Consider the following 25,121-nt stretch of genomic DNA (forward strand, 5'->3'; position numbering starts at 1 on the left):
AATGTCATGAATAAATATCATTCTCAAAGCGTTTTAGAGGTCGGCAAAATTGGGATTGTGATTATCTTTGCGCCCATAGTACGGAATGTACATCAACAACCCCCTTTTTTAAGCCATAAATCAATTATGCGTATTGTCAGTAATTTTTTGTTCGTCTCTCTTTTGGTTTTGCTTTTTGCATCATGCCGCTCCCAGCGAGAAAAAGTCGTTTACCTGCAAGATATCCAAACTTTTAATCGGGAGATTATCGCTAAACCATATGATGTAAAAATTGAGAAGGACGATGTGCTGAACATCCTTGTCAGCAGTAGAGACCCGGAGCTTTCAACGCCCTACAACCAAGTGTTGACCACTCGTGCACTGGCCCGGAGTGGCTATGGCGGCAATTCGAGTGAAGGCTTTCTGGTCGATTCGGAAGGATACATCAATTATCCGATTTTAGGCCGGCTTTATGTAGAGGGCCTTACTCGTACCGAACTGGAGAAGGAGATTCAGAAGAGGATTATTTCCAGTGGATTTATCAAGGATCCTACGGTAACGGTACAGCTTGAAAATTTCAAAGTATCCGTCTTGGGAGAGGTGAATCATCCGGGTTCGATGTCGGTAAAAGGAGAGCGAATAACTCTTTTGGAAGCTATCGGAATGGCCGGAGACCTGACAATCTATGGCCGCCGCGATCGGGTATTTGTCCTTCGCGAAACAAATGGACATCGCGAGGTTTTCCAGACGGATCTCAGAAAGGCCGACTTGCTCACAAGCCCCGTGTACTATCTGCATCAGAACGACGTCATCTATGTGGAACCGAACGACAAGAAAACACAGATGAGCGAGATCAACCAGAATAATAACGTAAACGTATGGCTGAGCGTTACCTCCACTTTGGTATCCATTTCCACGCTGACGATTACTATTGTAGATAAATATAAAAAATAGAGAAAGATGAACTTAATTGAAGATTCAAAAAACACACTTGCCGAAAGCAGATCCCGAATCTATACCAAGGAAGAAACCTCTTTCTTCTCCATCGAAGAATATCTTTTAGGTCTCCTTTCTTCATGGAAATGGATAGTCGGCAGTATTATCGTATGTTTGCTTGTCGCCTATATATATACACAGCGTCAGTCTCCTGCCTACATTGCACAAGCTGCCGTATTAATCAAAAGTGCAGAGAAAAGCGGTGCACCCAGAAGCATGAAACAGTTCGAGGAAATCGGCCTGTTTATGGACAATTCTGAGGTAGAAAATGAAATTCTTGTTCTTAAATCCAAGCGATTAACTGCTATTGTTGTCGATAAACTGGATTTGGATGTATCCATCTCGAAAGATGGTTTTTGGAGACACGAATCTCTATATGGGAAAAGTCCTGTAAGCATCCGCATTACAGACAGAGATTCTACGGAAAGTTATTCGTTTAAGATTGACATCAAAGACTCACGTTCTTTTCAGCTAAGCGATTTCAAACAGCAAAAACTTAACAGGATAAGCGAAATTAAGGTTGAAGGTTCTTTTGGACGTCCGATCGCTACTCCTGTCGGAGAGCTGCAGATAGACAAGACGATTTTCTTTGCTGACTCATGGAAAGGAGGGATCTTATATGTGACGAAAGAGAATATTCGCAAAGTAATACAACGTTACAATAAGGATCTGCAAATTTCTTTAGCAGACAAGAATGCAACGATCGTCAATTTGTCCATGAAGAATGAGGACATGGATTGTGCCAAGGATTTCCTGAATGTCCTGATCAGTTCGTATAATGACGATGTCATGAACGATAAGAAAAGCGTCGCTGTCAGTACAGCTGCCTTCATCGATGAACGCTTGGCCATGATCGGTGGCGAGCTCGGCACGGTAGATACCGAAATCGAAACTTTCAAGAAAAGCAATAATATCACAGATATTTCTACCGACGTGGGTGCTTTCCTTAAAAGCAATGCAGACCTGCAAAAAGATCAGCTTGTGGTAGAAAGAAATCTTTCCTTGGCCAAGTATATCCAATCGTTCCTAAGACAGACCAGTACGGACAATGAACTCATGCCCGCTAACTTAGGCTTGACCGAAAGGGGTATTGATAACAGCATAACACTCTACAATGACCTCAAACTTAAATACGACCGTCTGAAGCAAAGTTCCAGTGAGAGTAACCCGCTTGTACAAGAGATGGCTATGCAACTCGTAGCCATGCGCAAATCGATCAACGCAGCTGTAGACAACTATATCAAGACTTTGAACTTGCAACTCCGGGAGGTCAATAGAGAAATGTCTCGGACGAAAGAGCAGATCAGTGCTGTACCCACTCAGGAGAAAATCATGTCTACGATCCTGCGCCAACAAAAAATCAAGGAAGAACTATATTTGTATCTACTGAACAAGCGTGAGGAGAATGCTCTTCGTTTGGCTATAACAGAGAGTAATGCAAAGATCGTTGATGTAGCGGATGGGCCTTCAGCACCTATTGCTCCGCGCAAACCGCTTATTTTCATGGCGGCATTCTTGCTTGGATTAGTCCTCCCTTCCACTTTCATCTATGTGAAGATGCAGTTCGACAAGTCGGTGCGAGGTCGTAAAGATCTTGAAGGCTTGCTCATACCATTCTTGGGTGAAATACCTACTTATTCCGGTGAGCGAAGCGAAGAAGATCTGGACGTGGTGGTAAAACCGGAAAGTCGCGATTCGGCCAGTGAGGCATTCAGGATACTACGTTCTAATATGGAATTCATGCGCGTCAAGTCGCACGATCTTAAGGCCGTGATGTTCACCTCTGCCAATCCGGGATCGGGAAAATCATTCATGACAGTAAACTTGGCTATTTCAATAGCTCTTACAGGCAAGAAAGTAATTGTCGTGGATTTGGATATCAGAAAGGGTTCTCTTTCTAAACGATTGGGCTTGGGAAATATCGGCGTCACGGATTTCTTATATAACAACAGCATTTCTGTCGATAGCTTGATTACGAAATTTCCTCAAAATGAGAATTTGGATTTGGTTTTAGCAGGTTGCATTCCCCCCAATCCTGCAGAGTTACTGCTGTCGGATCGACTGGATTATTTAATAAAAGAGCTTAAGAACCGATACGACTATGTTTTCTTGGATTCCGTCCCTGCAATGTCGGTAGCGGATGCCATGATCACCAATAGAGTTGCCGATCTGACTATCTATATCATACGTCAAGGAGTATTAGACAGACGCTATCTCGGCGAGATAGAACGACTGTACACAGAAAATAAGTTTACAAACATGTGTCTCGTCTTGAATGACGTGTCTTACTCCGGCTCAAGAGGCACATATGGCTATGGTTATGGCTACGGTTACAGCAACAAGGAGTATGACAAACAAGGCAAGAAGCTCCGTCGTCGCTCTGCCAAGAAGACGAAGAAATTCAAGATTGGCCCCATGAAGAAGAGCTAAAGGAATAGGATGTTTTCTATTTTCAAGCGAAAAACGAAGCAAGTCAATCCCTTTGAACAAGGTTGGTTGACTGACCTGATAGATATACACTGTCATCTGTTGCCTGCAGTGGATGACGGTTCAAAATCTATCGAAGAGACTCTCTCTCTAATTGATCTGCTCGAAGAAATAGGTGTCAAACAACATATACTCACTCCCCATATTATGGAGGAATATCCATCGAATGACGCCATTTTTCTACGTGCACGCTTCGAAGAGTTACTTGCTGCTATCACTCCGGACAAGGCCTCGCGCCTACGGCTCGCGGCAGAGTATATGTTGGATGCTGCTTTCCTTGATAGGTTGGCAGAACCGCTTCTGACGCTGGGAGATCGTTACATTTTGGTGGAAACCTCCTATATGGCTCCTCCTATAGGATTAATCGGGCTACTTGCAGATCTGCGATTCAAAGGTCTTTCCCCCGTATTGGCACACCCCGAACGTTATCTATACATGGAGGAGAAAGATTATGTCGCGATCAAAAAGCAAGGCGTAATGTTTCAACTGAACCTCTTTTCTCTGTTCGGAGCATACAATTCATCTGCATCAGAGAAAGCATATGCATTACTCGAGGCCGGCTATTATGATCTCATAGGGACAGATATACATCACCTGCAGCCTATAGCCCGATTGCTGTCCGAGGCTTCTTTGCCACCGGATCTGGAGGGAAAAATCAAGAGTTTGGTGGAAAACAACACCCGATTGTTTTCTTAGTATCTGACAGATACATTTGTTTGGGTATGACGATAAGGGCTGGTTCCGAATCCCGGAGTCAGCCCTCGATCGTTTTTATAATACAGCGTGTACTGCCGGATGACAACCAAACGGGTCTATGGCTGTTATACTGATAAACGAAAAAACGAATCCCTATTTTGACTACAAAGAAGTATCCGGATATAGCACCCTTATTGGGGTCTAATCCGATGGGTGGATTTCTGCCGGTCGTCTTATTGCTCCTGTTGCTGCCGAGTGCGGGGATAATGGTGGCATGGACGGCTGCCATTGCTCTCTTTGCAATCATCGGAGGGGTGCTCTTTTTTCGTCGAAAAAGCAAGAACTGTCAGCCGTCCGTATTGACTTCGCTGGGTGTACTTGTCCTTTTGCTACCTACTTTGTGGCTATCGAAGACTTCCCCACTCACCGACCTTGGCTGGAGTCTGGCTGCTATGCTCTTGGCTGTGGCTGCGTGCAGGCTGTTCCGCAGAAGCAGTGGCAGAGAGGGAGACTATGCGGATTGTCCGCACAAACGTCTGGTCATGCTGGAGTATGGACGCATTACAGGCAGCATCCTGCGTATATCGTTATTTTTCATTTTCCTTCTGGGACTTTTGCTCTACTTCAGGGTGGGGAGGATTGCACACCTCTTATTGTATCTGCCCGGTGTATCGCTGTTATTGCTCTATATATATGAGGTGATTCGACTCGAATGGGTACGTAGAGAGATGCGCCACGAGGAGTGGATACCGATCACGGATGCACAGGGTGAATCCATCGGACGTATAGCACGATCCGAGACGGAAGCCTTGGCCGATCCTACTGCAGGTCTGCTGCCCGTCGTTCGCCTGATAGCCATATGCGACGAGATGATCTATTTGAGCCATTACTGCAAATGCGATCTTTGCACGGGCGACTGCTATGATACCCCTTTCTTTTCGTGGCTGACTACTGATAAGCATCACAAGGAATTGGCTCAAAGTCTCATAGACGAACGATTCTGCGGTGTAAATCGTCTGAGACCGCACTTTCTCCTGCGATATATCCACAATGAAAATGGAAAAGACCGACTCGTCTATCTCTATTTGGCTCACATGTCCGAGTCGAATATGATCTTGTGCGACAAGGATCCGCGAGCCGGGAAGTGGTGGCCGGTGGATCAGATCGAAGAGCAGCTTTCGGGTCTGACTTTCAGCCCTTATCTCCGCAGTGAAATGCCTTATCTGAGGCAGACCGTACTATTAGCCGAACAGCTCACAAATCTTCACGAATAGAAAAAGCCTTTTTTTAGTCCCGTACCCTTTCCCGATTATGATGGAAAACAATCCCACTCTCTATCTTATTCCGGTACCGCTGGGCGAAACCGAGCACAGCCGCGTACTGCCCGAATACAACAGGACGATCGTCCGCAGCCTGCACCATTTCATTGTAGAGAATATCCGTTCGGCCCGTCGTTTCCTGAAAACGGCAGACCGATCTATCGATATAGATTCGCTCACCTTCTACGAACTCAACAAGCATACATCGGCAGAGGAGGTCAGTACCTATCTCCGCCCTATGGCTACAGGTGAGAGCATGGGGGTTATCTCCGAAGCCGGGTGTCCTGCAATAGCAGATCCGGGCGCGGATGTGGTAGCCATCGCACAGCGCAAGGGATTGAGGGTGGAGCCACTCGTGGGGCCGAGTTCGATCCTGATGGGACTGATGGCTTCCGGCTTCAATGGTCAGAGCTTCGCTTTCAAAGGCTACCTGCCCATCGGAGAAAATGAGCGTTTGGCTGCTTTCAAAGAAATGGAGACGCGGATTTATAATTGTCACGAGACGCAGATCTTCATCGAAACACCTTATCGAAACGACAAACTGGTGGACGAACTCATTCGCCACTGCCGGCCGACGACCAAACTATGCATTGCCTCCCATATCTCCTGTCCCGACGAACTGATTCGTACTCGTACCCTCTCGGAATGGAAGAAAGGGAAGCCTGCACTACATAAAATTCCAACTATCTTCTTACTCTATAAATAATAGATGACACCACTACCTCAAGATTTTGTCTCTGCTATGCGCCCACTGTTAGGGAGCGAAACCGAAGCTTTTTTTGCAGCTCTCGACAGCCCTGCACCAGTAAGCATACGTCGCAATCCTAATAAACCGGGCATCGGTACCACTGTCATGGATCTGCCCACCAATAAGTCTGTGCCCTGGTGTCCCCTCGGTACATATCTGGCTGAGAGGCCTTCCTTCACCAATGATCCGGTTTTCCATGCCGGAGGCTACTATGTACAGGAAGCCTCTTCCATGTTTTTGTGGCAGTTGAAACCTCTGCTCGGCGAATCACCTGTCCGGGCTTTGGATCTCTGCGCTTCCCCGGGCGGAAAGAGCACACTCCTAACCAACATATTGCCCGAAGGCAGTGTATTGGTCAGCAATGAAGTGATCCACCATCGCGCCAATATACTGGCTGAGAACATGATCAAGTGGGGCTATCCGACCGGTATTGTCACCGAAGCAGATCCCGATAGGTTGAAATCCGCAGGAGAGACTTTCGACTTCATTCTGGTCGATGCTCCTTGCTCGGGAGAAGGCATGTTCCGTAAGGATGAGGCTACTCGATCCGAATGGAGCCTGCAAAATGTGGAGCTTTGTGCTCGCAGGCAGCAGCGTATCCTCTCTGCCGCATGGGAAATGTTACAGCCGGGAGGTCTCTTGGCATACAGCACCTGTACCTTCAATACGCTTGAGAACGAAGACAATCTGGTCTTCCTCATCGATACTTTCGGAGCGGAGCCTGTGGCTTTGGATGTTCTCACCGAATGGCAGATCGCCCCTCAACTCAAAGGTGAGGCACCGGCATACCGTTTCTTCCCTCATAAAGTTGCGGGTGAAGGATTTTTCTTCTGCCTCGTTCGCAAACCGGAGAGAGAATCGGTAAGGCATAAGCAACCCAAGAGCAAGGAAAAGAAAAACGCAGAAAAGCATATCCCTCATGGTATCAAATGCTTCGTACATGCCCCCGAAAAATACGAATGGCGATGGATGGGAGATGAGTATGTGCATGCTCTTACGCCCAATGTGCTCGAAATGGTCGAATGTCTCAAGGCAAATGGCATCAGGCTGCACACAGCAGGGATCACAGTGGGGATGCAGAAGGGGAAAGATCTCGTACCGGCTCCGGCTCTGGCTTTGTCCACGGAAATGGACGACCACTCATTCTTCGATATGGAATTTTCACGAGATGAAGCCCTTTCCTACCTGGCCCGACAGTCTGTGACCACCATGCCCGATCTGCCGCTCGGCTTCGTCCTCGCCACGTTCCGCAGAAGGCCGCTCGGCTTCCTGAAAAATCTCGGCACACGTGCCAACAATCTATATCCGCAGGATTGGCGCATTCGAAATCTCGAAACCTCCGAGGACTGTATGGCAGCCAAAGACTGACCCTCCTCTCGTATCGGAAGTATTTCAGACACAAATAATCTGACTGACAGGGAGCCATGCTGCAATCTTTCGGCATGGCTCCCTGCTTTTATACTCGATCAATCTCCGACCCCTGTCGAATAACCGGTCTACACCCGTTCCATGAAAGAGAAACGGGTAGGAAACGACATCCTCCCCGAAAGGTTTCTGTCGAATCCTACCCGTTTGGGTACTAATCGTCTAAACTGCTTTATTTGATCTCCCAAACGTCTCCTTGGATGAGGAGATCATGGAGCTTGCGTATGGGGTTCTTCTGCTGGATCTCTTCGATCTGGGCTTCCACTGCTCTGTCGTAGCAGGGTGCTTCCACGTCGCGGATGACACCGAGAGCGATAGGCATACTATCATCCGTGTAACCCATCATTGCGAGGAGATGGTGCAGCGTTACGTCCTGCTCATACTTATCGTGCACGAGTACGTCATCGAGGGTGTAACCGTCTTCGCCTATCGTAACGGCACGAAGCTTGAGACCTTCCAATACGATTCCTTTATCGCGATTGGCACCGAAGATCATCTTCTCGCCATGACGCAGCGTGATGGTACGGTCGGCACGAATATCCTTGTGTGAGCGGTTCTTATGCGTACCGTCGTTGAAAATCACGCAGTTCACCAATACTTCCGTAACGGCAAAACCTCTATGACGTGCCGAGGCTACGAAGCACTCCTGCAGGGTCTTCATGTCCACGTCGATAGCGCGGGCAAAGAAGTTGCCACGAGCACCGAGTACCAGTTCTGCAGGGATAAACGGATCTTCTACCGTACCGTAGGGAGAACTCTTGGATACGAATCCGCGAGCAGAGGTAGGAGAGTATTGGCCTTTGGTCAGACCATAGATACGGTTATTGAAGAGAACTGCATTGATATCGATATTCCTGCGCACGGCATGAATGAAGTGGTTGCCGCCGATAGCCAAGCTGTCACCATCTCCGGATGCGAGCCATACGGAAAGCTCCGGATTGGCTGTCTTCACGCCGGTCGCGATGGCTGCACCACGACCGTGAATGGTGTGGAAGCCATAGGTATTCATATAGTATGGCAAACGGGAAGAACATCCGATACCGGATATTACCGCCGTCTGATGGGGAGGGATCCCTATTTCGGCCATTGCCTTCTGGAGGGTTACTACCACAGCGTGGTCGCCGCAACCCGGACACCAACGCACATACTGATCGCTCTTATAGTCTTTTGCCTCGTACATGGGGCACTTAGTCGTTTCTGACATAATCATTTCTCCTCCATCATTTGCGTGAATACTTCTACCATCTCACTCATAACAAGCGGCTGGCCGGTCACACGGTTGAACTGCAGCGGGTGGAATCCGGGAACTTCGCCTCGCAGATAGAGTGCAAACTGTCCCAAATTCTGCTCGGCAACCACTGCCTTCGGATAGCGTTGCAGTACTTCTGCCGTATTCTTGGGAAGCGGATTGATAAAGCGGAAGTGAGCCAAAGCCACTTTCTTGCCGGCATTGCGCATACGCTCCATTGTCTCATAGAGGTGGCCATAGGTACCGCCCCAACCGATGATCAAAAGCTCGGCATCGTCTTTATCGCCATGTACTTCCAAGTCAGGAATATCTTGGGCAATAGCTTGAACCTTGGCTTCACGCGTAGCGACCATCTTGGCGTGATTCTCCGGATTGGTGCTGATGGCACCGGTCACATAGTCCTTCTCCAAACCGCCCAAACGGTGCTGGAAGCCTTCCTGTCCGGGGATAGCCCAATAGCGAACGTGGGTCTCTTCATTTCTGAAGTAAGGTCTCCATTTGGCTTCGCCCTTATACTGATCCACGTAGGGAGGACGGATATCGGGATATGATTGGGGATCGGGGATTCTCCATGCAGAGGAGCCGTTAGCGATGAAAGCATCCGTCAGCAGGATAACCGGTGTCATATGCTCCAAAGCTATCTTACTTGCCCAGAAAGCAGAGTCGAAGCAGTCTGACGGCGTCGTGGCGGCTATGACAGGGATGGGGCTTTCTCCGTTGCGTCCGAACAAGGCCTGCAACAAGTCGGTCTGTTCGCTCTTGGTCGGCAAACCGGTCGAGGGGCCACCACGCTGAACATCCACCAGTACAAGGGGAAGTTCGGCCATTACTGTCAGACCGAGGGCTTCGCTCTTCAGAGCCAAACCCGGGCCGGAGGTAGTGGTTACGGCCAAATCACCGGCAAACGATGCACCGATAGCCGTACAGATACCCGCGATTTCGTCTTCAGCCTGAACGGTCTTTACTCCCAGAGATTTCAATTTGGCGAGCTCGTGCAGGATGTCGGTAGCAGGAGTGATGGGGTAACTACCGAGGAAGAGGTTGAGATTGGCATGTTCGGCAGCGGCAACCAAACCATAAGCCGTGGCTTTGTTTCCGCTGATATCCATATATACCCCGGGAGTTTGTTTGCGACCTTCGATTCGATAGGTCGTAGCCGTAGCGTGGGTATTATGTCCATAGTTGAAACCATCTGCGAGAGCCTTGATATTGGCATTGAGAATGGCTTCTTTTTTGCCGAATTTTCTATTCAGATAGTCTTTGGCATGCTGTGTAGGGCGGTCGAACAACCAACATACGAGACCGAGTGCAAACATGTTCTTGCAACGGAGTGCTGCTTTCACGTCGAGGCCGAACTCTGCCGTAGACTTCTTCACCATGGACGAAATCGGTACGGTGAAAAGCTCTTGCGTCGTAAGCCCCAACTCGGTCATGAAGTCTTCAGAGGCAATTTCTGCTTTCTCCAAATCAGATGCCATGAAAGAGTCAGAGTCGATAATAATAATGGAGTCCCGTCTTACGTGTGTCCGGTTAACTTTGAGAGCGGCAGGGTTCATGGCTACGAGAACGTCAGCCAAATCGCCGGGAGTACGTACCAGATCGGTTCCGATGTGCACTTGAAATCCGGATACTCCGCCCAATGTCCCTTGTGGAGCACGAATTTCTGCCGGATAGTCCGGGAAAGTGGAAATGGTGTTGCCAAACACCGCCGAAAGGTCGGAGAATATCGTTCCGGTCAGCTGCATCCCATCTCCGGAGTCGCCGCAGAATCGGACTACAACATCTTTCAGCGTTTTTACGGTAGTTTTTTCCGTCATAGCATACTGAGTTTGATAAGGTGGATTTTACCAGAATGCGACGAGCCCTATCAAATAATTTTCAGGTGATAAAGACCAATCGCAACGGCCGCAAAGTTCCGATATTTTTTTCATTCACAAGACATTCCGCTCCAAAATATTTGGATTTCATGCCTGTCTGCGAGAGAAAAGAATGCGGCGAAGGCTTCTTCGTAAATCGCATTTCAACATCAAAAGGATGGCACCCCGAGACTTATTCCTGTTTGCCTGCTCTGCGGCAAACAAAATGTCGCAAAAGGATACTTTCTCCATGCAAGTTGTTTTTACTTGTCAGAGCATGAAAAAGCGATCGATCGAAGTGATTCTTTTTTTCGGTTTTTACCGTTTTGCTTTTCCGATGAGATCGAAAGGGTATGAATTTGCTCCAAATACGATGACAGAGGCCTGTTGCAGGGTTGACGCATCAAAAACTGCTTTCTAAGCACTTTTATAGTCGCTAAAGCTCCGTTAGTTATGTACCATTTTATTGGAAAGCCTCTGCATGGCCCCGGACCCTACGAAGAAGAAGCGTTCGATCCATCAGGAAAAGTCGAACCACAAATCAGAAGAAAGTGGTTCCGGAAATCCTGAAAACACGCGCGTAAAAAATTTCGTTTTGGCTCGAGAACAAAAAAAATCTCGCGCCAAAACGAAAAAAATCTCGCGCCACGTTTTGCGGAGCCATACTCGACAAAATTGACGAACGATAGTCTCGTGTGCTATAAAATATTGATAGTCGATATAAAAGAGGCACCCGCCTGAGTTCGATTGCGAACTTCGGCGGGTGCCTTATCCGTTTGCACAGGGATGAGAGGGATTCTACATCCTTATGCGATTATATTCCCCTTATTCCTCTTATCGGAGGGAACTTGTACCACGTTTTAGAGGAAGTGTACTTTGCCGGTGGACATTTCGTAGATGGCTCCGCAGATCTTGATCTTACCCTCCTCTTCCAGCTTCTTGAGGATCGGACTATCCCGACGGATTTCGTCCATGGTTTGAATCACATTTTCCTTCACTACTGCATCGGCAAATTCCTTGTTGGCATAGGTGCGCTCGCCCGTGTACTGAGTAGCCTCGACGGAAGGCTTGATCTCCTCCATCAGAGAAGTAATGTTGCCCATCTCGACTCCTTTGATAGCAGACTTGATGGCGCCACAATCCTCATGGCCCAGTACGAGCAGCACTTTAGAGCCCGACACTTCGCACGCGTATTCCAAACTGCCAAGCATATGGTCGTCTACGACATTGCCGGCCACACGACCGACGAACAGGTCTCCGATCCCCTTGTCGAAAATGTATTCCACCGGTACGCGGCTGTCGATACAGGAGAGGATGATGGCTTCGGGGAATTGCCCTTCGAGACCGGCCACGGCTTGAGCATTGAGGTCACGAGGGAGCTGTTTGTTGGCCACATATCGGGCATTGCCCTCCTGCAAGCCTACAAGTACAGCTTCGGGCGTCAGGCCTTGCTGAATATCTTGCGTGAGTACCTCGCCGATCCGTCCCTCTACGGCGGCGGTAGGAGTGTCGGATTTTGTCTGCGTAGTTTGGTTGCCGCATGCTATAAGCATTGCCATTGCAGCAGAAAACAAAACGATCTTCTTCATAATCTTTTCGTTGTTAATGGTGAATGAATAATGTTAAACCTTACCTGCATACTATATGAATACTGTCGGGATTTCACCAACCCATTGTTTCATAGCCATATAGACGCTCGGTACAAACATAACATTTTTCCCTTATTTCGATCGATTACAGAAGATTACGCGGATTCCGCACTTCTCCCGCAGTCTTTCATCCGGCAACACCCGGATTTTTTTTGATCAGTGTGTACGATATTTGACATCTCGCACGTTTCTTTAGCAAAGCACGATCAAGGGCTAATCTATTTTTCAAACCTCACATAACGATGAAAGAGAAAACACCATCAGCCGTATTCACTTTGCTCCTTGTCTTTACTGCATTTTTATCCATTTCGGCTTGTGGTCGTCAGAGTGACAAACCCAAAGAAGTCCTCATCGTACAAGATTTCGGCTCTCCCGTGGAGCTTGTCCCTATCCAAAGCGGCAACGTTGCCAATGACCGACGTCTCTATGGGCTAACAGATTGTGATGAATACCTGTTAGCCTATACATCCGGCGAAACACATGCCATTAAGCTGATACGCAAATCGGATTTTCAGGTGCAGGATTCCATCTGCCCTCTTGGAGAAGGGCCGGAAGAATATCTTGGATTAGAAATTTGCAGGTACGACTATTCCACCAGTAATCTGTTCGTTCTGGAGTCCGATAAATCTCTTTTGAGAGAAATCAATATCGAAGAAAGTATACATGCGGGTAGCACCGTAGTCAAAGGCGAGCGTTCGTACGCAAAATCAGGCAGACGTTTGTGGAGCCTATTTGTCGCTAATTCGGGCAGACAGCTGGCTTGCACAATAAACGATGGCTCTTTTTCTTATTATGAGATACAGCCGGGAAAGCCAATAAAAGAAGAGAACCTGCGCTCGGCTCCGATAGAGCTTGCCGAATCACTCAAGCCGAATACCCCATACATCACGCAAAGTCTTTCGGCCTTTAACCCCGAAAAAGAGGTTGCTTTTATCTCTTATGCCAATATGCGTCGGTTCGATCTTATCAGCGTAGAGAAGGGCTTGCTGAATACGCTCTACTTCAATGAGAAGAAATCGGCCAATCAAACCGCTGAAGAAATGAGCGAAATGTATCAATGGTATCCTTGGGGGATCGGATCCACTAAAGAACGTATCTACCTGGGCTATGCATTGGAAGAGAGGAAGAGTGAGGAGGAAGAGTTGGAACAGACACATATCCTCGTATTCGACTGGGAGGGCAATCCCGTTAAGCATCTCGTACTTCCAATTCCGGCAAGGAGTTTTACCCTAAGCCAAGACGGCAAGAAGCTCTACACCCTAAATGAAAGCGAAACCGAGCTGAACTCCATCAGCGTGTACGATATTTGACATCTCACATCTTTCTTTTAGACCATCTTGTTCCAATGCCAATCACCGTATACAGACGGAATGTTTCAAAGTATAATGTTAAAGTGTAATGAAAAGATTATTTGTTCTGATTGTGCCAATCTTGGTCACATGTGTGTTCTCTGCGTGTAAGGATTCGGCTCATAGCAATCAAGAGGTAATTGTTACTATAGGAGATTTCGGTCCTGCCAAAAGCCTCCTGCCTTCTAAGACAGAGAGCATTGCTCCGGCTCAAAATCCTTTTTGGATAATTGATTGTGGTGATTTTTTAGTTTCGCACGACGAAGTCGATAACCATGCTTATATTGTAATTCGGAAATCCGATCTCCGTGTTGCAACGCTTCTTTGCCCGATAGGAGAAGGTCCGGAAGAATATCTTGACCCAATGCTCAGTTTTTATAGCTATGAAAATAAAATCCTGTCGATATTTGACCCGGACAAATCTTTGTTGACAACAATAGATATCAATAAAAGCGTCGAAACGGACTCGACAGTGGTTGACAGCCGGGTGTCTTTTGTAAAAACGGGAAAACGAATACATCGATTGTTTACAGCAGTGTCCGGAGACCGATTAGCCTATGTATTTGAAGGACTTAACTTTGCTTTTTACCGAGTATCTCCTGAAAAGCAATTGATGGATACGGATCTTTGCTCACCCAAAATAAATCTCTTAGAGAAAAACAAGGGTCAAGAGCTATATGTAGCTCAGAGTTTACAGGCATTCGATGAGAAAAAAGGCGTGTTTTTTGCAGCTTATTCTGCAATTCCACGGTTCGATCTGATCGACATCAAGAATGGCTGTCGAAAAAAAATCTTTTTTGAACGAAAAGTATCTCCGGATCAAGCTGCTGAAATACTCAAAGAACGAAACACTCGATACACTTGGAGTATAGCTTATAGTGCAGAGCATGTATATGTAGGTTATTATATGGATGTACAGTCTTATGAAGAGGATAATTCCACTCATATCCTCGTATTCGACTGGGAGGGCAATCCCGTCAAGCATCTCGTACTCCCCATTCCGGCAAAAAGTTTTGCCGTAAGTCAAGATGGCAAGAAACTCTACACCCTAAACGAAAGCGAGACCCAACCGAACTCCATCAGCGTGTATGATATTAAATAGGGAATTTCTCATTTGTTTTTTATACCTTTCGGGATACGTTTGAATAACGTACAAAAATGATGTGTTTATGAATATCAAAACCAAACCGAGTATTTTGGTACTTAGATTTAATCCATCGAATCTCAAGTGTTACGGATTACGTTTGCTGTGCATATGTTGAAAGAAATAAAAGGGAAATACATCCTATTTGCTTTATTGCTCCAAACAGTGCTTTTTTCATGTACAGCTAAACCTGAGATGGAGGAATTAGTTACTGCCGAGGACTTCACTATGGGAAGCCTTGAAGGAGGGGTAAAATTTGTATTGCCGGATTCTTTGTTTACCGCCTATGCATTGGATGATGTGGGCGATTATTTGCTTGCTATGGTGCCGGACAGGCCTTATCACTATTATCTACTTGATAAGGCTGATCTCTCTATCGTGACAGGATTGTGCCCACAGGGAGAAGGGCCGGAAGAGTATTTGTCTCCCAGTGTCACTTACAATGCGGACGAGAATACACTGACTCTGATGGAACGAGATAGATCGAGACTCTCCATAATAGATATTGCTGCCAGTGCAGCTCAGAAAGAGACTGTCGTGAAAGCGCAAACGAGTTTTGCGAAAACAGGGAAAGCCGTATTTCGTGTATTTGGCACACGTTCGCCCTATCCAGCTTATATCTTGGAAGGGATGACGTTCGGGCTGTATTCGCTTATGCCGGACAAGCAGTTGCAAGAGACCGATCTGTTATTGACGCCTGTGAAGTTACCCGAATCTCTCCAGAGGGCATCGCTTTATATGACGCAAACTACACATGTTTATAGTAGCATTAAGCATACCTTGTTTGCTGCCAACCTCTACTTCCCCCGTATAGATCTGATCGATACGGAAAGCCGTGGGGTCCGCAACTTTTATCTTAACAGCAAAATTGAACCGGAGAAAGCCGCAGAAGGAGATAGGGTTTCCTATGTATGGGGAATAGCAGGAACAGAACGATACGTGTATGTGGGTAGCACTAATCGCCCAAATGCGATGATGGGGGATTGGGAGCAAAAAGAAATCTACGTATTCGATTGGGAAGGACGCCCCGTGAAGCGATATAAGCTTCCACGATCGGGTAGTTCTTTTACTGTCGACAATCAAGATAGCAAGCTCTATGTACTGATTCAGAACGAAGAGGGAACAGAGGTCTACAGATACGACATCAAATAAGAAAGTACAAAAAAACCATGCAGCTATCCGGATACAGAGTAGTATGGTTGCCATTTATATTCTTGATGGCACTGAGCGTAGTAGGATGTAATAGTGGCAAGAAAAAGACTGCCGATACATCATCAGGTGAGGATATGGAACTATTCACCTCGGGTGGAGATACCATCGATGTGCAGATCGCCGAACTCAAGCTCGGGCCTTTCGACAGACAAATAGTGAGCCATGGAAAACTGCGTGCTCACGAAACAGCTGTCTTGCAGTTCGAGGACAGCCGGCAACCGCTCCATCGGCTCTATGTCCGCAACGGGCAGCATGTAGTGCAAGGGCAAAAAATAGCTGCCATCGACGATCGTAGAGCTTTGCTCGAGGTGCAAAAGAGTGAAGACGAATTCAAGCAACGCGAGCTGGATTTGCAGGATGTACTGGTCGGCATGGGTTATTCTCCCCATGACAAATCCGATATTCCTGCGGACAAATTGGCCCTGGCCTGCATCAAAAGCGGATACAACATAGCCGAAAGCAACTACAAACAAGCCCAACTCCGACTAAAGCATGTATGTCTGACTGCACCCATCAGCGGTGTGGTCGCCGATCTGCATGCACAGGAGCATACCATACCCGAATCCGGCAAACCCCTCTGTCGCATCATCGGAGACAGTGGTTTCGAGGTAGTCTTCGAGGTGTTGGAGAGCGAGCTTAGTGCCATCCGAACAGGCGAACGAGTGGAAATCCGTCCCGTAGCTTTGAGGGACGTAACGACCGAAGGCGTTTTACAAGAGATCAATCCCTCCGTAGACGATCGTGGTATGGTACAGGTATCCGCCGGCCTGCGGAATCCTTCCAAGAACCTTTTCCACGGTATGAATGTAGAAGTACGGATCAATCAGCGTATGGAGGAGCGTATGGTAATTCCTAAAAGTGCCGTGGTACTCCGTTCGGACAAGCCGGTAGTATTTTCCGTTCGTAATGGTACTGCCGCATGGAACTATGTGGATATAGAAGCTGAGAATGCCGAGAGTTATTGTATCGTGAGCAAGACGCTCAAGCCGGGTGAGATGATAGTTGTAGACGGCAACGCCAATCTGGCACACAAGACTCCTGTGGCACTCCGCCTATAGAGAAGAAGACTAATCGTAAAAGCTCCATACCTACGTGATACGCTTTTTGGTCAGGCATCCGGTTTCCGTCATCATGTCCTTCCTCCTATGTTTCATATTAGGAGTGGCGGCTTATTTCTTCTTGCCGGTTTCCCTACTTCCGGACATTGCTATTCCGGAGATAACGGTCAGGATCGACAGCCCGGGACATTCGGCAAGAGAGATAGAAGACGCAGCAGTCAGTCCCCTACGCAACCGCCTGCTCCAAGTGGGTGGGCTGTCGGACATCAGAAGCGTAAGCAGGGATGACCATGCCTTCATTCGCTTAAGGATGAATTACGGAGTGGATACGGATCTTGCCCTGATCGAAGTGAACGAGAAAGTGGATGCAGCCATGGGGGCACTCGGCAACAGGATCAAGCGTCCCGTTGTGCTCAAAGAAAATGCCTCGGACATTCCCGTTTTCTACTTGAATATATCCTTGCGCGATGACGCTGACGAAGAAGTCGGATTCCAACAGCTAAGCGAATTCGTAGAAGAAGTGGTTCGCCACCGTTTGGAGCAACTCCCCGAAGTAGCCATGACGGATATGACCGGCACCGTAAGCAGAGAACTGAGGATCATCCCGGATCGTCCGAAACTGCTTTCTCTCGGCTTTACCCTTAGCGATATAGAGGGGGCTATAAGAGGAGGCAATTTCTCTGCCGCGCAGATGCAAATAGAGGACAGGCAACTGGTCTTCAGAGTGAATCTGAACAACAAACTCGGCAGTATCGATGACATACGTACACTATACGTTCATCATGGCGATCGCTTTGTGCCGCTGCACATGTTGGCAGACATCCGCGAAGAGGTAGCCCAACCCCGCGGCTACTCCATCATAGACGGTCGGCGTGCTATTTCCCTTGCGGTGATCAAGCAGTCCGATGCTTCGATGCAGAGTTTACGCAAAGCCGTATCGGTATTGACAGGTGAGTTGCAGGCGGAGCATCCCGATATAGTATTCGACATCAATCGCAACCAGACGGAACTGTTGGATTATACGATTTCCAATCTGTCCGGCAGTCTGCTGATCGGCTTCTTCCTTGTCTGTGCAGTGACGCTCCTGTTCATGGGGGATTTTCGCTCCTCGACGGTGATAGGCATCAATATGTTTGTCGCACTGGTTTGCAGCCTGTTCTTCCTGTATCTCTTCGGCCGAACACTGAATATCATTTCCCTGTCGGGGCTGATCATGGCATTGGGACTGATGATAGACAACAGTATAGTCGTCACCGATACGATCACCTATTACCGCCGAACGGGATTGCCTACCGAAGATGCCTGCGTGAAAGGGACAAAAGAGGTGATCACCCCGCTCCTCAGTTCGGGACTCACCACCATAGCGATTTTCCTCCCCCTTGTTTTTCTTAGCGGAGTGGCCGGCGTGTTGTTTCTGGACGAAGCCATAGCTGTTTCCATCGGGCTGTTCACTTCGTACATAACAGCTATCATCCTCTTGCCGGTCAATTACAAACTGTTCTATCCCCTCGGCTATCGTGACAGAGAGGAGACATTGTTGTATCGTATAACGACTGCATCCAACACGGGTCTCAATCGATTCTACGATTCGGGGCACTCCTTTTTTCAGAGGCACAGCACTATACCGTTGATCCTGTTCGTAGTAGCCATACCCCTCTGCGCCGGACTTTTCCTTTTGATCAAAAAGAAACAAATGCCGGCACTCCCTCACACAGAAACAACGGCTACCATCGACTGGGGAGAACCCGTAAGCGCGCAGCTGAACAGGCAGCGTAGCGAGGAACTGCTTGCCCGGATGCAACCATTTCTGCGTCAAGGTGCTGCCTATGCAGGGGAGCAACAGTTTCTATTCAATGGTAGCCAGGACATCGCAGATACCGAAACAGTACTTCATCTCAAGGCAGAGGACGAAAAAGGTATCGAGCAGGCAGGAGCAGAACTGCGCAAGCATATCGGCGGTAAATATCCCAAGGCGCAGTTGGAGATAACCCCTGCGGCATCCATATTCGACCACATCTTCGATACTCGCGAACCTGAACTGCTTGCACGCCTTTACCCTGCTTCGAAAGAGGAACTGACTGTCGAGAAGGTGCAGCAGCTCACCCGATCGATAGGTTCAGCCACAAAGGAATCGGCTGCACCCATCCGCATAACCGATCAAATAGATCTGTCCATCGACATGCGTCTGCTACACCTCTACGGTATAGATATGTCATCTGTGAAGCAAGCTTTGCAGACGGCTTTTCACCAAAATGAAATCATCGAACTGGCGGCTTCCAAGCAGCATCTGCCCGTCATCCTGACAGACAAATCGCAATCCATAGAGGATATTTTGCGAATGACCTTCGTTCAGGGTTTTTCTCCCGATAAGACAAGCGAGTCCTCCATCCCCCTTGCTTCTCTAATGACCGTACACCGGAGCAAAGGGCTGAAAGAGATTGCAGGAGGCAAGGGCGGTGAATATCTGCCATTGGCCTATGAGACTCCGAACGCTCCGGAGAAAATTATGCAGCAAACCCGAGACATCATCGATAAGGAGAAAGGCTGGCATGTAGACTTCGCAGGATCATTTTTCAGCAATAGGCAAATGATTCGAGAGCTGAGCTTCGTTTTGTTGCTCTCACTACTGCTCATGTACTTCATTTTGGCTGCTCAGTTTGAAAGTTTGCTACAGCCTGTAATCGTTCTTATGGAGATACCGATCGATATAGCCCTTACCCTGCTTGTCCTTATACTCACGGGCAATACGCTCAATCTCATGAGTGCCATCGGTATAGTGGTCGCATGCGGGATCATCGTCAATGACTCTGTTTTGAAACTGGACATGATCAATAATCTGAGACGACAGGGTATGCCCCTCAAAGAAGCCATCCATACGGCAGGAGTGAGACGGCTCCGCTCCATCGTCATGACCAGCTTGACCACAATCATTGCCTTGGTGCCCACACTCTTCGCTTCGGACTTCGGCTCTTCGTTACAGAAACCTCTGGTCATCGCTCTTATCAGTGCCATGTTTTTCGGCACTCTCGTCAGTCTTTTTGTAATTCCGCATATTTATGCTTTCATCTATAGCAAACGTTCGCATGAGATCAGTGAAGAAAGGTAAGTTCTCTCTTCTATTCCTGTTGTTTTGTACTCCGCTCTTGGCTTGGGGACAGAGGTCGGGTGTACTACAAGCAAGCATAGATGACATAGTGACAATGAGCCGACACAATACCCCCGGGGAGCAGCAAGCTCGCAACCGGTTTCTGTCCGAATACTGGACATACCGTCAATTTCTCGCCAACCGAAAGCCACGAGTTTCTTTCGAATCCGTACCTGTCTCTTACAGCAGGAGCTACATCAAACGGTACAACTCTGCATTGAATATAGACGAATACCGCCCATCCACCACTTGGAACTCTTCGGTAGGGATCAATTTGGAGCAAAACATAGACTTCCTTGGCGGTACTTTCTCTCTCAGTAGCGATTTATCCTATATGAAGAATATAGGAGACCCCGGCTACAAACAATACAATGCCGTGCCGGTAGCTATCAGATACAGCCAAAACCTATTGGGATATAACGAATTCAAGTGGGAGAAAAAACTGGCTCCGCTGCGCTACAAAGAAGCCGACAAAACCTTTGTCAAAACGCTGGAAGAGAACACCTACAAGGTACTGGCTGCCTACTTCGACGTAGCCATGGCAAAAGAAGAATATGCCATGGCTATGGAAAACGTGAGTAATAGCGATACGCTTTACAGACTGGGAGAAAAGCGTTTTGCCATAGCCTCCATTTCCAAATCGGACTTGCTGGCTCTCAAACTGGACAAACTCAATGCCGGCAACAGCCTGCTACATGCCCGAACGGCGCTCAGAAAGAGCTATTCTTCTCTGATCAATCTATTGGGGCTACCCGAGGATACCGAAATAGATCCGATGTTGCCCACATCCGTACCCGAACTCAGGATCTCGCGAGAGCAGGCAATCGAATCGGCACGCAAGAACAATCCGGAGCTATTGCAGGCCACCAATAATCTGATCCAGCGTGAACAATCGGTGACAAAAGCATCATTGGAGCGGTGGTTCAGTGTAGACCTATCGGCCGGTATCGGCTTCAATCAGGTGTCGGAAGCCTTCGCCGGTGTCTACAAACATCCGTTGCGACAAGACATGGTCTCCATATCTCTGAGTATTCCGCTCATCGACTGGGGCATGAAAAGAGGGAGATACAATATGGCAAAAAGCAACTACCGCGTAGCTCTATCCGACATGCGATTGAAAGAAACAGATCTCTTTCGCGATATTGCCATTACCATCGACGAGATCGAAATGGAAACCGACCTATTCAAAGCGGCAGAAGAGGCTATGCAGCTGGCCAAGGAGTCGTACACCTATGCCAGAGAACGATTTGTCCTTGGCAAAGGAAGCCTGAACGATATGCTCTTGGCGCGAAGCAGAAATGCCGAGGCTCGCAAAAATGCGATTCTATCGATGAAAAACTTCTGGCTCAGCTACTACAAGCTGAGGATGCTGACGCTGTATGACTTCATTGACGGACTGGATTTGACTGCCCCCATATCGGAAGAGTAGTCACCGGGCAATCGAAGAAAAGGAGAAGAGAAGAAAAAGATGAAAGAGTCTGCACGCAAAACCTCTTCATTCACCGTCATAGTCGTCTTCGTGTGCTTGACTTTGACAGGACTGGCGTTGGGCAACCTGCTCCCTGTCAAACTCCATCCGGATCATAGTATGCCGGAGCTAACGATCTCTTTCAGTATGCCGAAAGCATCGGCTTCTCTGGTGGAGTCCGAACTTTCCTCTCCTCTTGAAAAGGTTTTGTCCGGTATTGCCGGCCTTACGGGCATAACCTCCCATTCGAGCGATGGGATGGGGGTGATACGATTGAGTTTCGACAAATATGTGGATATTGAGAGAGCACGCTTCGAAGCCTCTACCCGTATCCGTTTGATCCGGTCCGAATTGCCTCATACAGCCGGCTATCCTACGATTCGCACGGGGCGCACCTCCGACCAAGATGCCAAAACTGTTCTATCCTATTCCATAGGCGCACCCCATGCCTCCTCGGATATTGAGACAGAAGTGGAGAGACACATACTTCCTCTGCTAAGGGAAGTAGATGATATAGGCGACATCATTCTAACCGGCGGTCGGAAACAAGAATACCTTTTGGCCTACGATCCCGAACAAATCAGAATCTTAGGGATCAGTCCGGATGACATAGCTACGGCTATTGGCTCGCACTTTCGGAACGATTTCATCGGTTTGGCCGGAATACCCGACTCCGTCGGGGGAGAGAACCATATCCGCATTCGCCTGTCGGAAGAGGCAAACAATGTTTTCGATCTCTCCCGTATTTTCATCCCTGCCAAGGACAAATCTCTGATTCCGATCAGTCGGCTGCTGACGATAAGACAGAAGGAGATCCCCCGACGGGAATACTACAGAGTGAACGGACTGAACAGTATCTATCTTCGAGTCTTATCTTCTTCGTCTGCCAATCAGATAGCCCTCTCCAAGCAAATAGGCCGAATCATGGATGATGTAGGAAGGGAACTTCCTGAGGGTTATCGAATAACCAAACTCTTCGATTCGGCCGAGAGCATCAGCCTCGAACTGAACAATATATTGGTGCGATCCGGAATCACCATCCTCCTCCTACTGCTGTTCACACTGATCACCACGCGTAACGTGCGCTATATGGCTACGGTGACCATCAGCCTTATTGCCAACGTAGCCATAGCCTTTGCTTTCTATTACCTTTTCGGCTTGGAAATACAGCTATATACGCTTGCCGCCATTACGATCTCTTTGAGTTTTATCATAGACAATAGCATTGTCATGATCGAACATCTCCTTCGACGAGGCGACAGGTCGGCCATCACAGCCATATTGGCGGCTACGCTTACTACCGTCTCGGCTATGATTATCGTCTTCTTCCTGCCCGAAGCACAGCAGAAGAACCTCGGAGATTTTGCCCGCGTTATTATCATTAACCTTTGTGTATCCATCATCGTAGCACTCTTCCTCGTTCCGTCCCTGTTCGAACGCCTCTCCTTCTCTTCCCGACGGACAGGCCGCTCCCCACACAAGATGGTCGTAACTATTCGTTTACTCTCCTTTTACAGCACTCTCTCCTCTTTCTTGTATCGACGTAGAAGATGGGTTTTCATCGGATTTGCCTTCCTCTTCGGTCTTCCCCTTTTCCTGCTTCCGAAAGAAATAGAGGGCGATACGGACTTAGCCCGACTATACAACAATACGATAGGCTCTACTGCTTACAGGAAAATCCGCCCCTATACCGATGTTGCATTAGGGGGAACCCTCCGCCCTTTCCTCATGCAAATATCCTCCGGATCGGAAAAGAAATGGGAGAAGCCCGTGATCCATGTAAATGTGCAAATGCCGGTAGGCAGTACCGCCGATGCTACGAACGAATATGTGACCAAGCTGGAACGATTCCTCGCTCAAGCCAAGGGGATTTCTTACTTCGAAACCTCGGTGACAGGGGAGAGAGCGGCATCGATCGGCATCCATTTCAAAGACAGCCATGCCCGAGGCAATTATCCTTACGATCTGCACCAGGGGCTCGTCGGTCGAATATTGAGTATCGGGGGTGGTTATTGCAGGACGTATGGCCTGGAAAATGTGTCTTTCAGCAACATCCGTGAGAAAGAATACGGCTCGAATGCTATCAAACTCACGGGGTACAACTATGATGCACTGCTCGCTCAGGCACGACTCGAAGCTATACGGCTGTCCGCCAAAGCTGCAATACGCAATGTCAGCATTGCATCGAACCGATACTCTCTGTCCGAAGAACAGGAGTTACACCTCAGCCCCTATGAGGGGAGTCATGCGTTCCTCGGCATCAGTCCGCACGACTTGGTGGCGGCCGTCAATGAACAGAGCCGAACGGAACAGCCTCTGCCGGAAATCATCATTGACGGGCAGCCTGTACAGTTAGCCATGGCAGCACGAACTCACCATGCCGGCAGCAAATGGATGTTGGAGAATAGCCCCTTATATGTCGGGGGCAAAACGATAAAGCTCAAAGATTATGGCGAGATGCAAGTCGTACTACAACCGCAAGCCATCGTGAGGGAAAATAAGAACTACGTCCTGTACGTCTTGTACAATCACATGGGTACGATCAGACAATCGCAGGCTTTCATCGAGAAGGAAATACAACGACTCAATGCCGAACTACCCATAGGGTACAAGGCGATGGAGCCGGAATACAAAGAATGGGAGAATGAGAGAGGCAAGTTGGTCTGGGCATTGATCGGCATCATCGTGCTGATTTTCTTCATCACGAGTATTCTGTTCGACTCTTTGTACTACACCTGGGTCGTACTCAGCATCATCCCTATTTCATTCATAGGTATCTTCATCGTTTTCTCGGTCTTTCGGCTTCCCTTCGAGGAGGGTGGTTTCGCTGCCATGATCCTCCTCTGCGGGATAACGGTGAATGCATCCATTTATCTGATCAATGACTATTTGCACCGGCGTCGAAAGCATCCTTCCATCAGTCCCCTCGATGCCTACAGACGTGCCGTGCACAACAAAACATTCGCCATATTACTGACAGTGATATCCACCGTTCTCGGCTTCGTCCCATTCGTCGTCGATAAGGGAGCTTCGCTCTTTTGGCACTCGCTTTCGATGGGAGTGATATTCGGATTGCTCTTCTCTACGCTGATGCTCTTCCTGATCCTGCCCTGTTTCTTAGGTCGGGATTGAAAAAACTTTAAGTTAAGCTCTACAAAAGACTGCTAACAGGCATTGCTATCTTCCGGCATAAATTTGCCTCGAATTGCAGGAGCTTCATCTCTATTCCGGTTGGCTTCCGCACCGAAATTTTCTCACTTATAGTTCCACAAAATGCGACGCGTAAATTTTTTTGTTTCAGTACACGTCACCGGATCAAATGAGAACTCTTTTCATAAATC

General features: G+C 48.1%; 18 protein-coding genes. 14 read left to right on the plus strand and 4 right to left on the minus strand.

Annotation, left to right across the window (positions count from 1 at the left end; genetic code table 11):
- The first annotated feature begins 126 nt into the window (after positions 1 to 126).
- The 6 genes from PGN_RS07270 (at position 127) to PGN_RS07295 (ending at position 7,593) form a co-directional block, all read left to right on the plus strand.
- On the plus strand, positions 127 to 933 hold the full coding sequence (locus PGN_RS07270) for a polysaccharide biosynthesis/export family protein (protein ID WP_012458342.1): 807 nt from the start codon (positions 127 to 129) through the stop codon (positions 931 to 933).
- A gap of 6 nt (positions 934 to 939) precedes the next feature.
- Positions 940 to 3,405 carry a polysaccharide biosynthesis tyrosine autokinase Ptk1 gene (gene ptk1 / locus PGN_RS07275; protein WP_012458343.1) on the plus strand — a complete coding sequence of 822 codons (2,466 nt, stop codon included), beginning with the start codon at positions 940 to 942 and terminating at the stop codon, positions 3,403 to 3,405.
- Positions 3,406 to 3,414: 9 nt separating this feature from the next.
- Entirely contained in the window at positions 3,415 to 4,158 is a 744-nt protein-coding gene (php1, locus tag PGN_RS07280; protein ID WP_012458344.1) for a polysaccharide biosynthesis protein-tyrosine phosphatase Php1, read from the plus strand.
- A gap of 158 nt (positions 4,159 to 4,316) precedes the next feature.
- Entirely contained in the window at positions 4,317 to 5,432 is a 1,116-nt protein-coding gene (locus PGN_RS07285; RefSeq protein WP_012458345.1) for a hypothetical protein, read from the plus strand.
- A 37-nt stretch (positions 5,433 to 5,469) separates the two neighbouring features.
- Positions 5,470 to 6,183: an SAM-dependent methyltransferase gene (locus tag PGN_RS07290; RefSeq protein WP_039417369.1), complete on the plus strand. Its 714-nt coding sequence runs from the start codon at positions 5,470 to 5,472 to the stop codon at positions 6,181 to 6,183.
- A gap of 3 nt (positions 6,184 to 6,186) precedes the next feature.
- The gene (locus PGN_RS07295) at positions 6,187 to 7,593 is read left to right on the plus strand and encodes a methyltransferase RsmF C-terminal domain-like protein (RefSeq protein ID WP_012458347.1); all 1,407 of its coding nucleotides are present in this window, start codon (positions 6,187 to 6,189) and stop codon (positions 7,591 to 7,593) included.
- A 229-nt stretch (positions 7,594 to 7,822) separates the two neighbouring features.
- On the opposite strand, the gene PGN_RS07300 is transcribed toward PGN_RS07295, so the two are convergent.
- The 3 genes from PGN_RS07300 to PGN_RS11975 all read right to left on the minus strand — a co-directional run bounded on the left by PGN_RS07300 (position 7,823) and on the right by PGN_RS11975 (position 11,382).
- Positions 7,823 to 8,830: a 2-oxoacid:ferredoxin oxidoreductase subunit beta gene (locus PGN_RS07300; protein WP_004584963.1), complete on the minus strand. Its 1,008-nt coding sequence runs from the start codon at positions 8,828 to 8,830 to the stop codon at positions 7,823 to 7,825.
- Between the two features lie 26 nt (positions 8,831 to 8,856).
- The gene (locus tag PGN_RS07305) at positions 8,857 to 10,716 is read right to left on the minus strand and encodes a 2-oxoacid:acceptor oxidoreductase subunit alpha (protein WP_012458348.1); all 1,860 of its coding nucleotides are present in this window, start codon (positions 10,714 to 10,716) and stop codon (positions 8,857 to 8,859) included.
- Between the two features lie 558 nt (positions 10,717 to 11,274).
- A complete protein-coding gene (locus PGN_RS11975) occupies positions 11,275 to 11,382 on the minus strand; it encodes a DUF1661 domain-containing protein (RefSeq protein ID WP_155482927.1) in 108 nt (35 codons plus the stop codon).
- Between PGN_RS11975 and PGN_RS11980 the strand changes: the two genes are divergently transcribed.
- Entirely contained in the window at positions 11,351 to 11,434 is an 84-nt protein-coding gene (locus tag PGN_RS11980; RefSeq protein ID WP_143733452.1) for a DUF1661 domain-containing protein, read from the plus strand. The two genes, PGN_RS11975 and PGN_RS11980, sit on opposite strands and share 32 nt — an antisense overlap.
- 181 nt (positions 11,435 to 11,615) lie before the next feature.
- Here PGN_RS11980 and PGN_RS07315 read toward each other — a convergent pair whose 3' ends face one another.
- Positions 11,616 to 12,344 (minus strand): carbonic anhydrase family protein, encoded by a 729-nt coding sequence (locus PGN_RS07315; RefSeq protein WP_012458351.1) that lies wholly within the window; start codon positions 12,342 to 12,344, stop codon positions 11,616 to 11,618.
- A gap of 302 nt (positions 12,345 to 12,646) precedes the next feature.
- Between PGN_RS07315 and PGN_RS07320 the strand changes: the two genes are divergently transcribed.
- The 7 genes from PGN_RS07320 to PGN_RS07350 all read left to right on the plus strand — a co-directional run bounded on the left by PGN_RS07320 (position 12,647) and on the right by PGN_RS07350 (position 24,912).
- Entirely contained in the window at positions 12,647 to 13,714 is a 1,068-nt protein-coding gene (locus tag PGN_RS07320; protein WP_012458352.1) for a BF3164 family lipoprotein, read from the plus strand.
- Positions 13,715 to 13,802: 88 nt separating this feature from the next.
- The gene (locus PGN_RS07325; protein ID WP_012458353.1) at positions 13,803 to 14,855 is read left to right on the plus strand and encodes a BF3164 family lipoprotein; all 1,053 of its coding nucleotides are present in this window, start codon (positions 13,803 to 13,805) and stop codon (positions 14,853 to 14,855) included.
- 237 nt (positions 14,856 to 15,092) lie between these two features.
- Entirely contained in the window at positions 15,093 to 16,049 is a 957-nt protein-coding gene (locus tag PGN_RS07330; RefSeq protein ID WP_230847009.1) for a TolB-like 6-bladed beta-propeller domain-containing protein, read from the plus strand.
- A 17-nt stretch (positions 16,050 to 16,066) separates the two neighbouring features.
- Complete coding sequence (locus tag PGN_RS07335; protein ID WP_012458355.1) at positions 16,067 to 17,167, plus strand: efflux RND transporter periplasmic adaptor subunit; 1,101 nt, start codon at positions 16,067 to 16,069, stop codon at positions 17,165 to 17,167.
- Positions 17,168 to 17,201: 34 nt separating this feature from the next.
- Complete coding sequence (locus tag PGN_RS07340; RefSeq protein ID WP_012458356.1) at positions 17,202 to 20,273, plus strand: efflux RND transporter permease subunit; 3,072 nt, start codon at positions 17,202 to 17,204, stop codon at positions 20,271 to 20,273.
- Positions 20,251 to 21,741, plus strand: coding sequence for a TolC family protein (locus PGN_RS07345; RefSeq protein ID WP_012458357.1), 1,491 nt, complete (start codon positions 20,251 to 20,253; stop codon positions 21,739 to 21,741). Before PGN_RS07340 ends, PGN_RS07345 begins: the two co-directional genes overlap by 23 nt.
- A gap of 39 nt (positions 21,742 to 21,780) precedes the next feature.
- Positions 21,781 to 24,912 carry an efflux RND transporter permease subunit gene (locus PGN_RS07350; RefSeq protein ID WP_012458358.1) on the plus strand — a complete coding sequence of 1,044 codons (3,132 nt, stop codon included), beginning with the start codon at positions 21,781 to 21,783 and terminating at the stop codon, positions 24,910 to 24,912.
- Positions 24,913 to 25,121: the final 209 nt, after the last annotated feature.

This window comes from Porphyromonas gingivalis ATCC 33277, from assembly GCF_000010505.1.
In the GTDB taxonomy this organism is placed as follows: domain Bacteria; phylum Bacteroidota; class Bacteroidia; order Bacteroidales; family Porphyromonadaceae; genus Porphyromonas; species Porphyromonas gingivalis.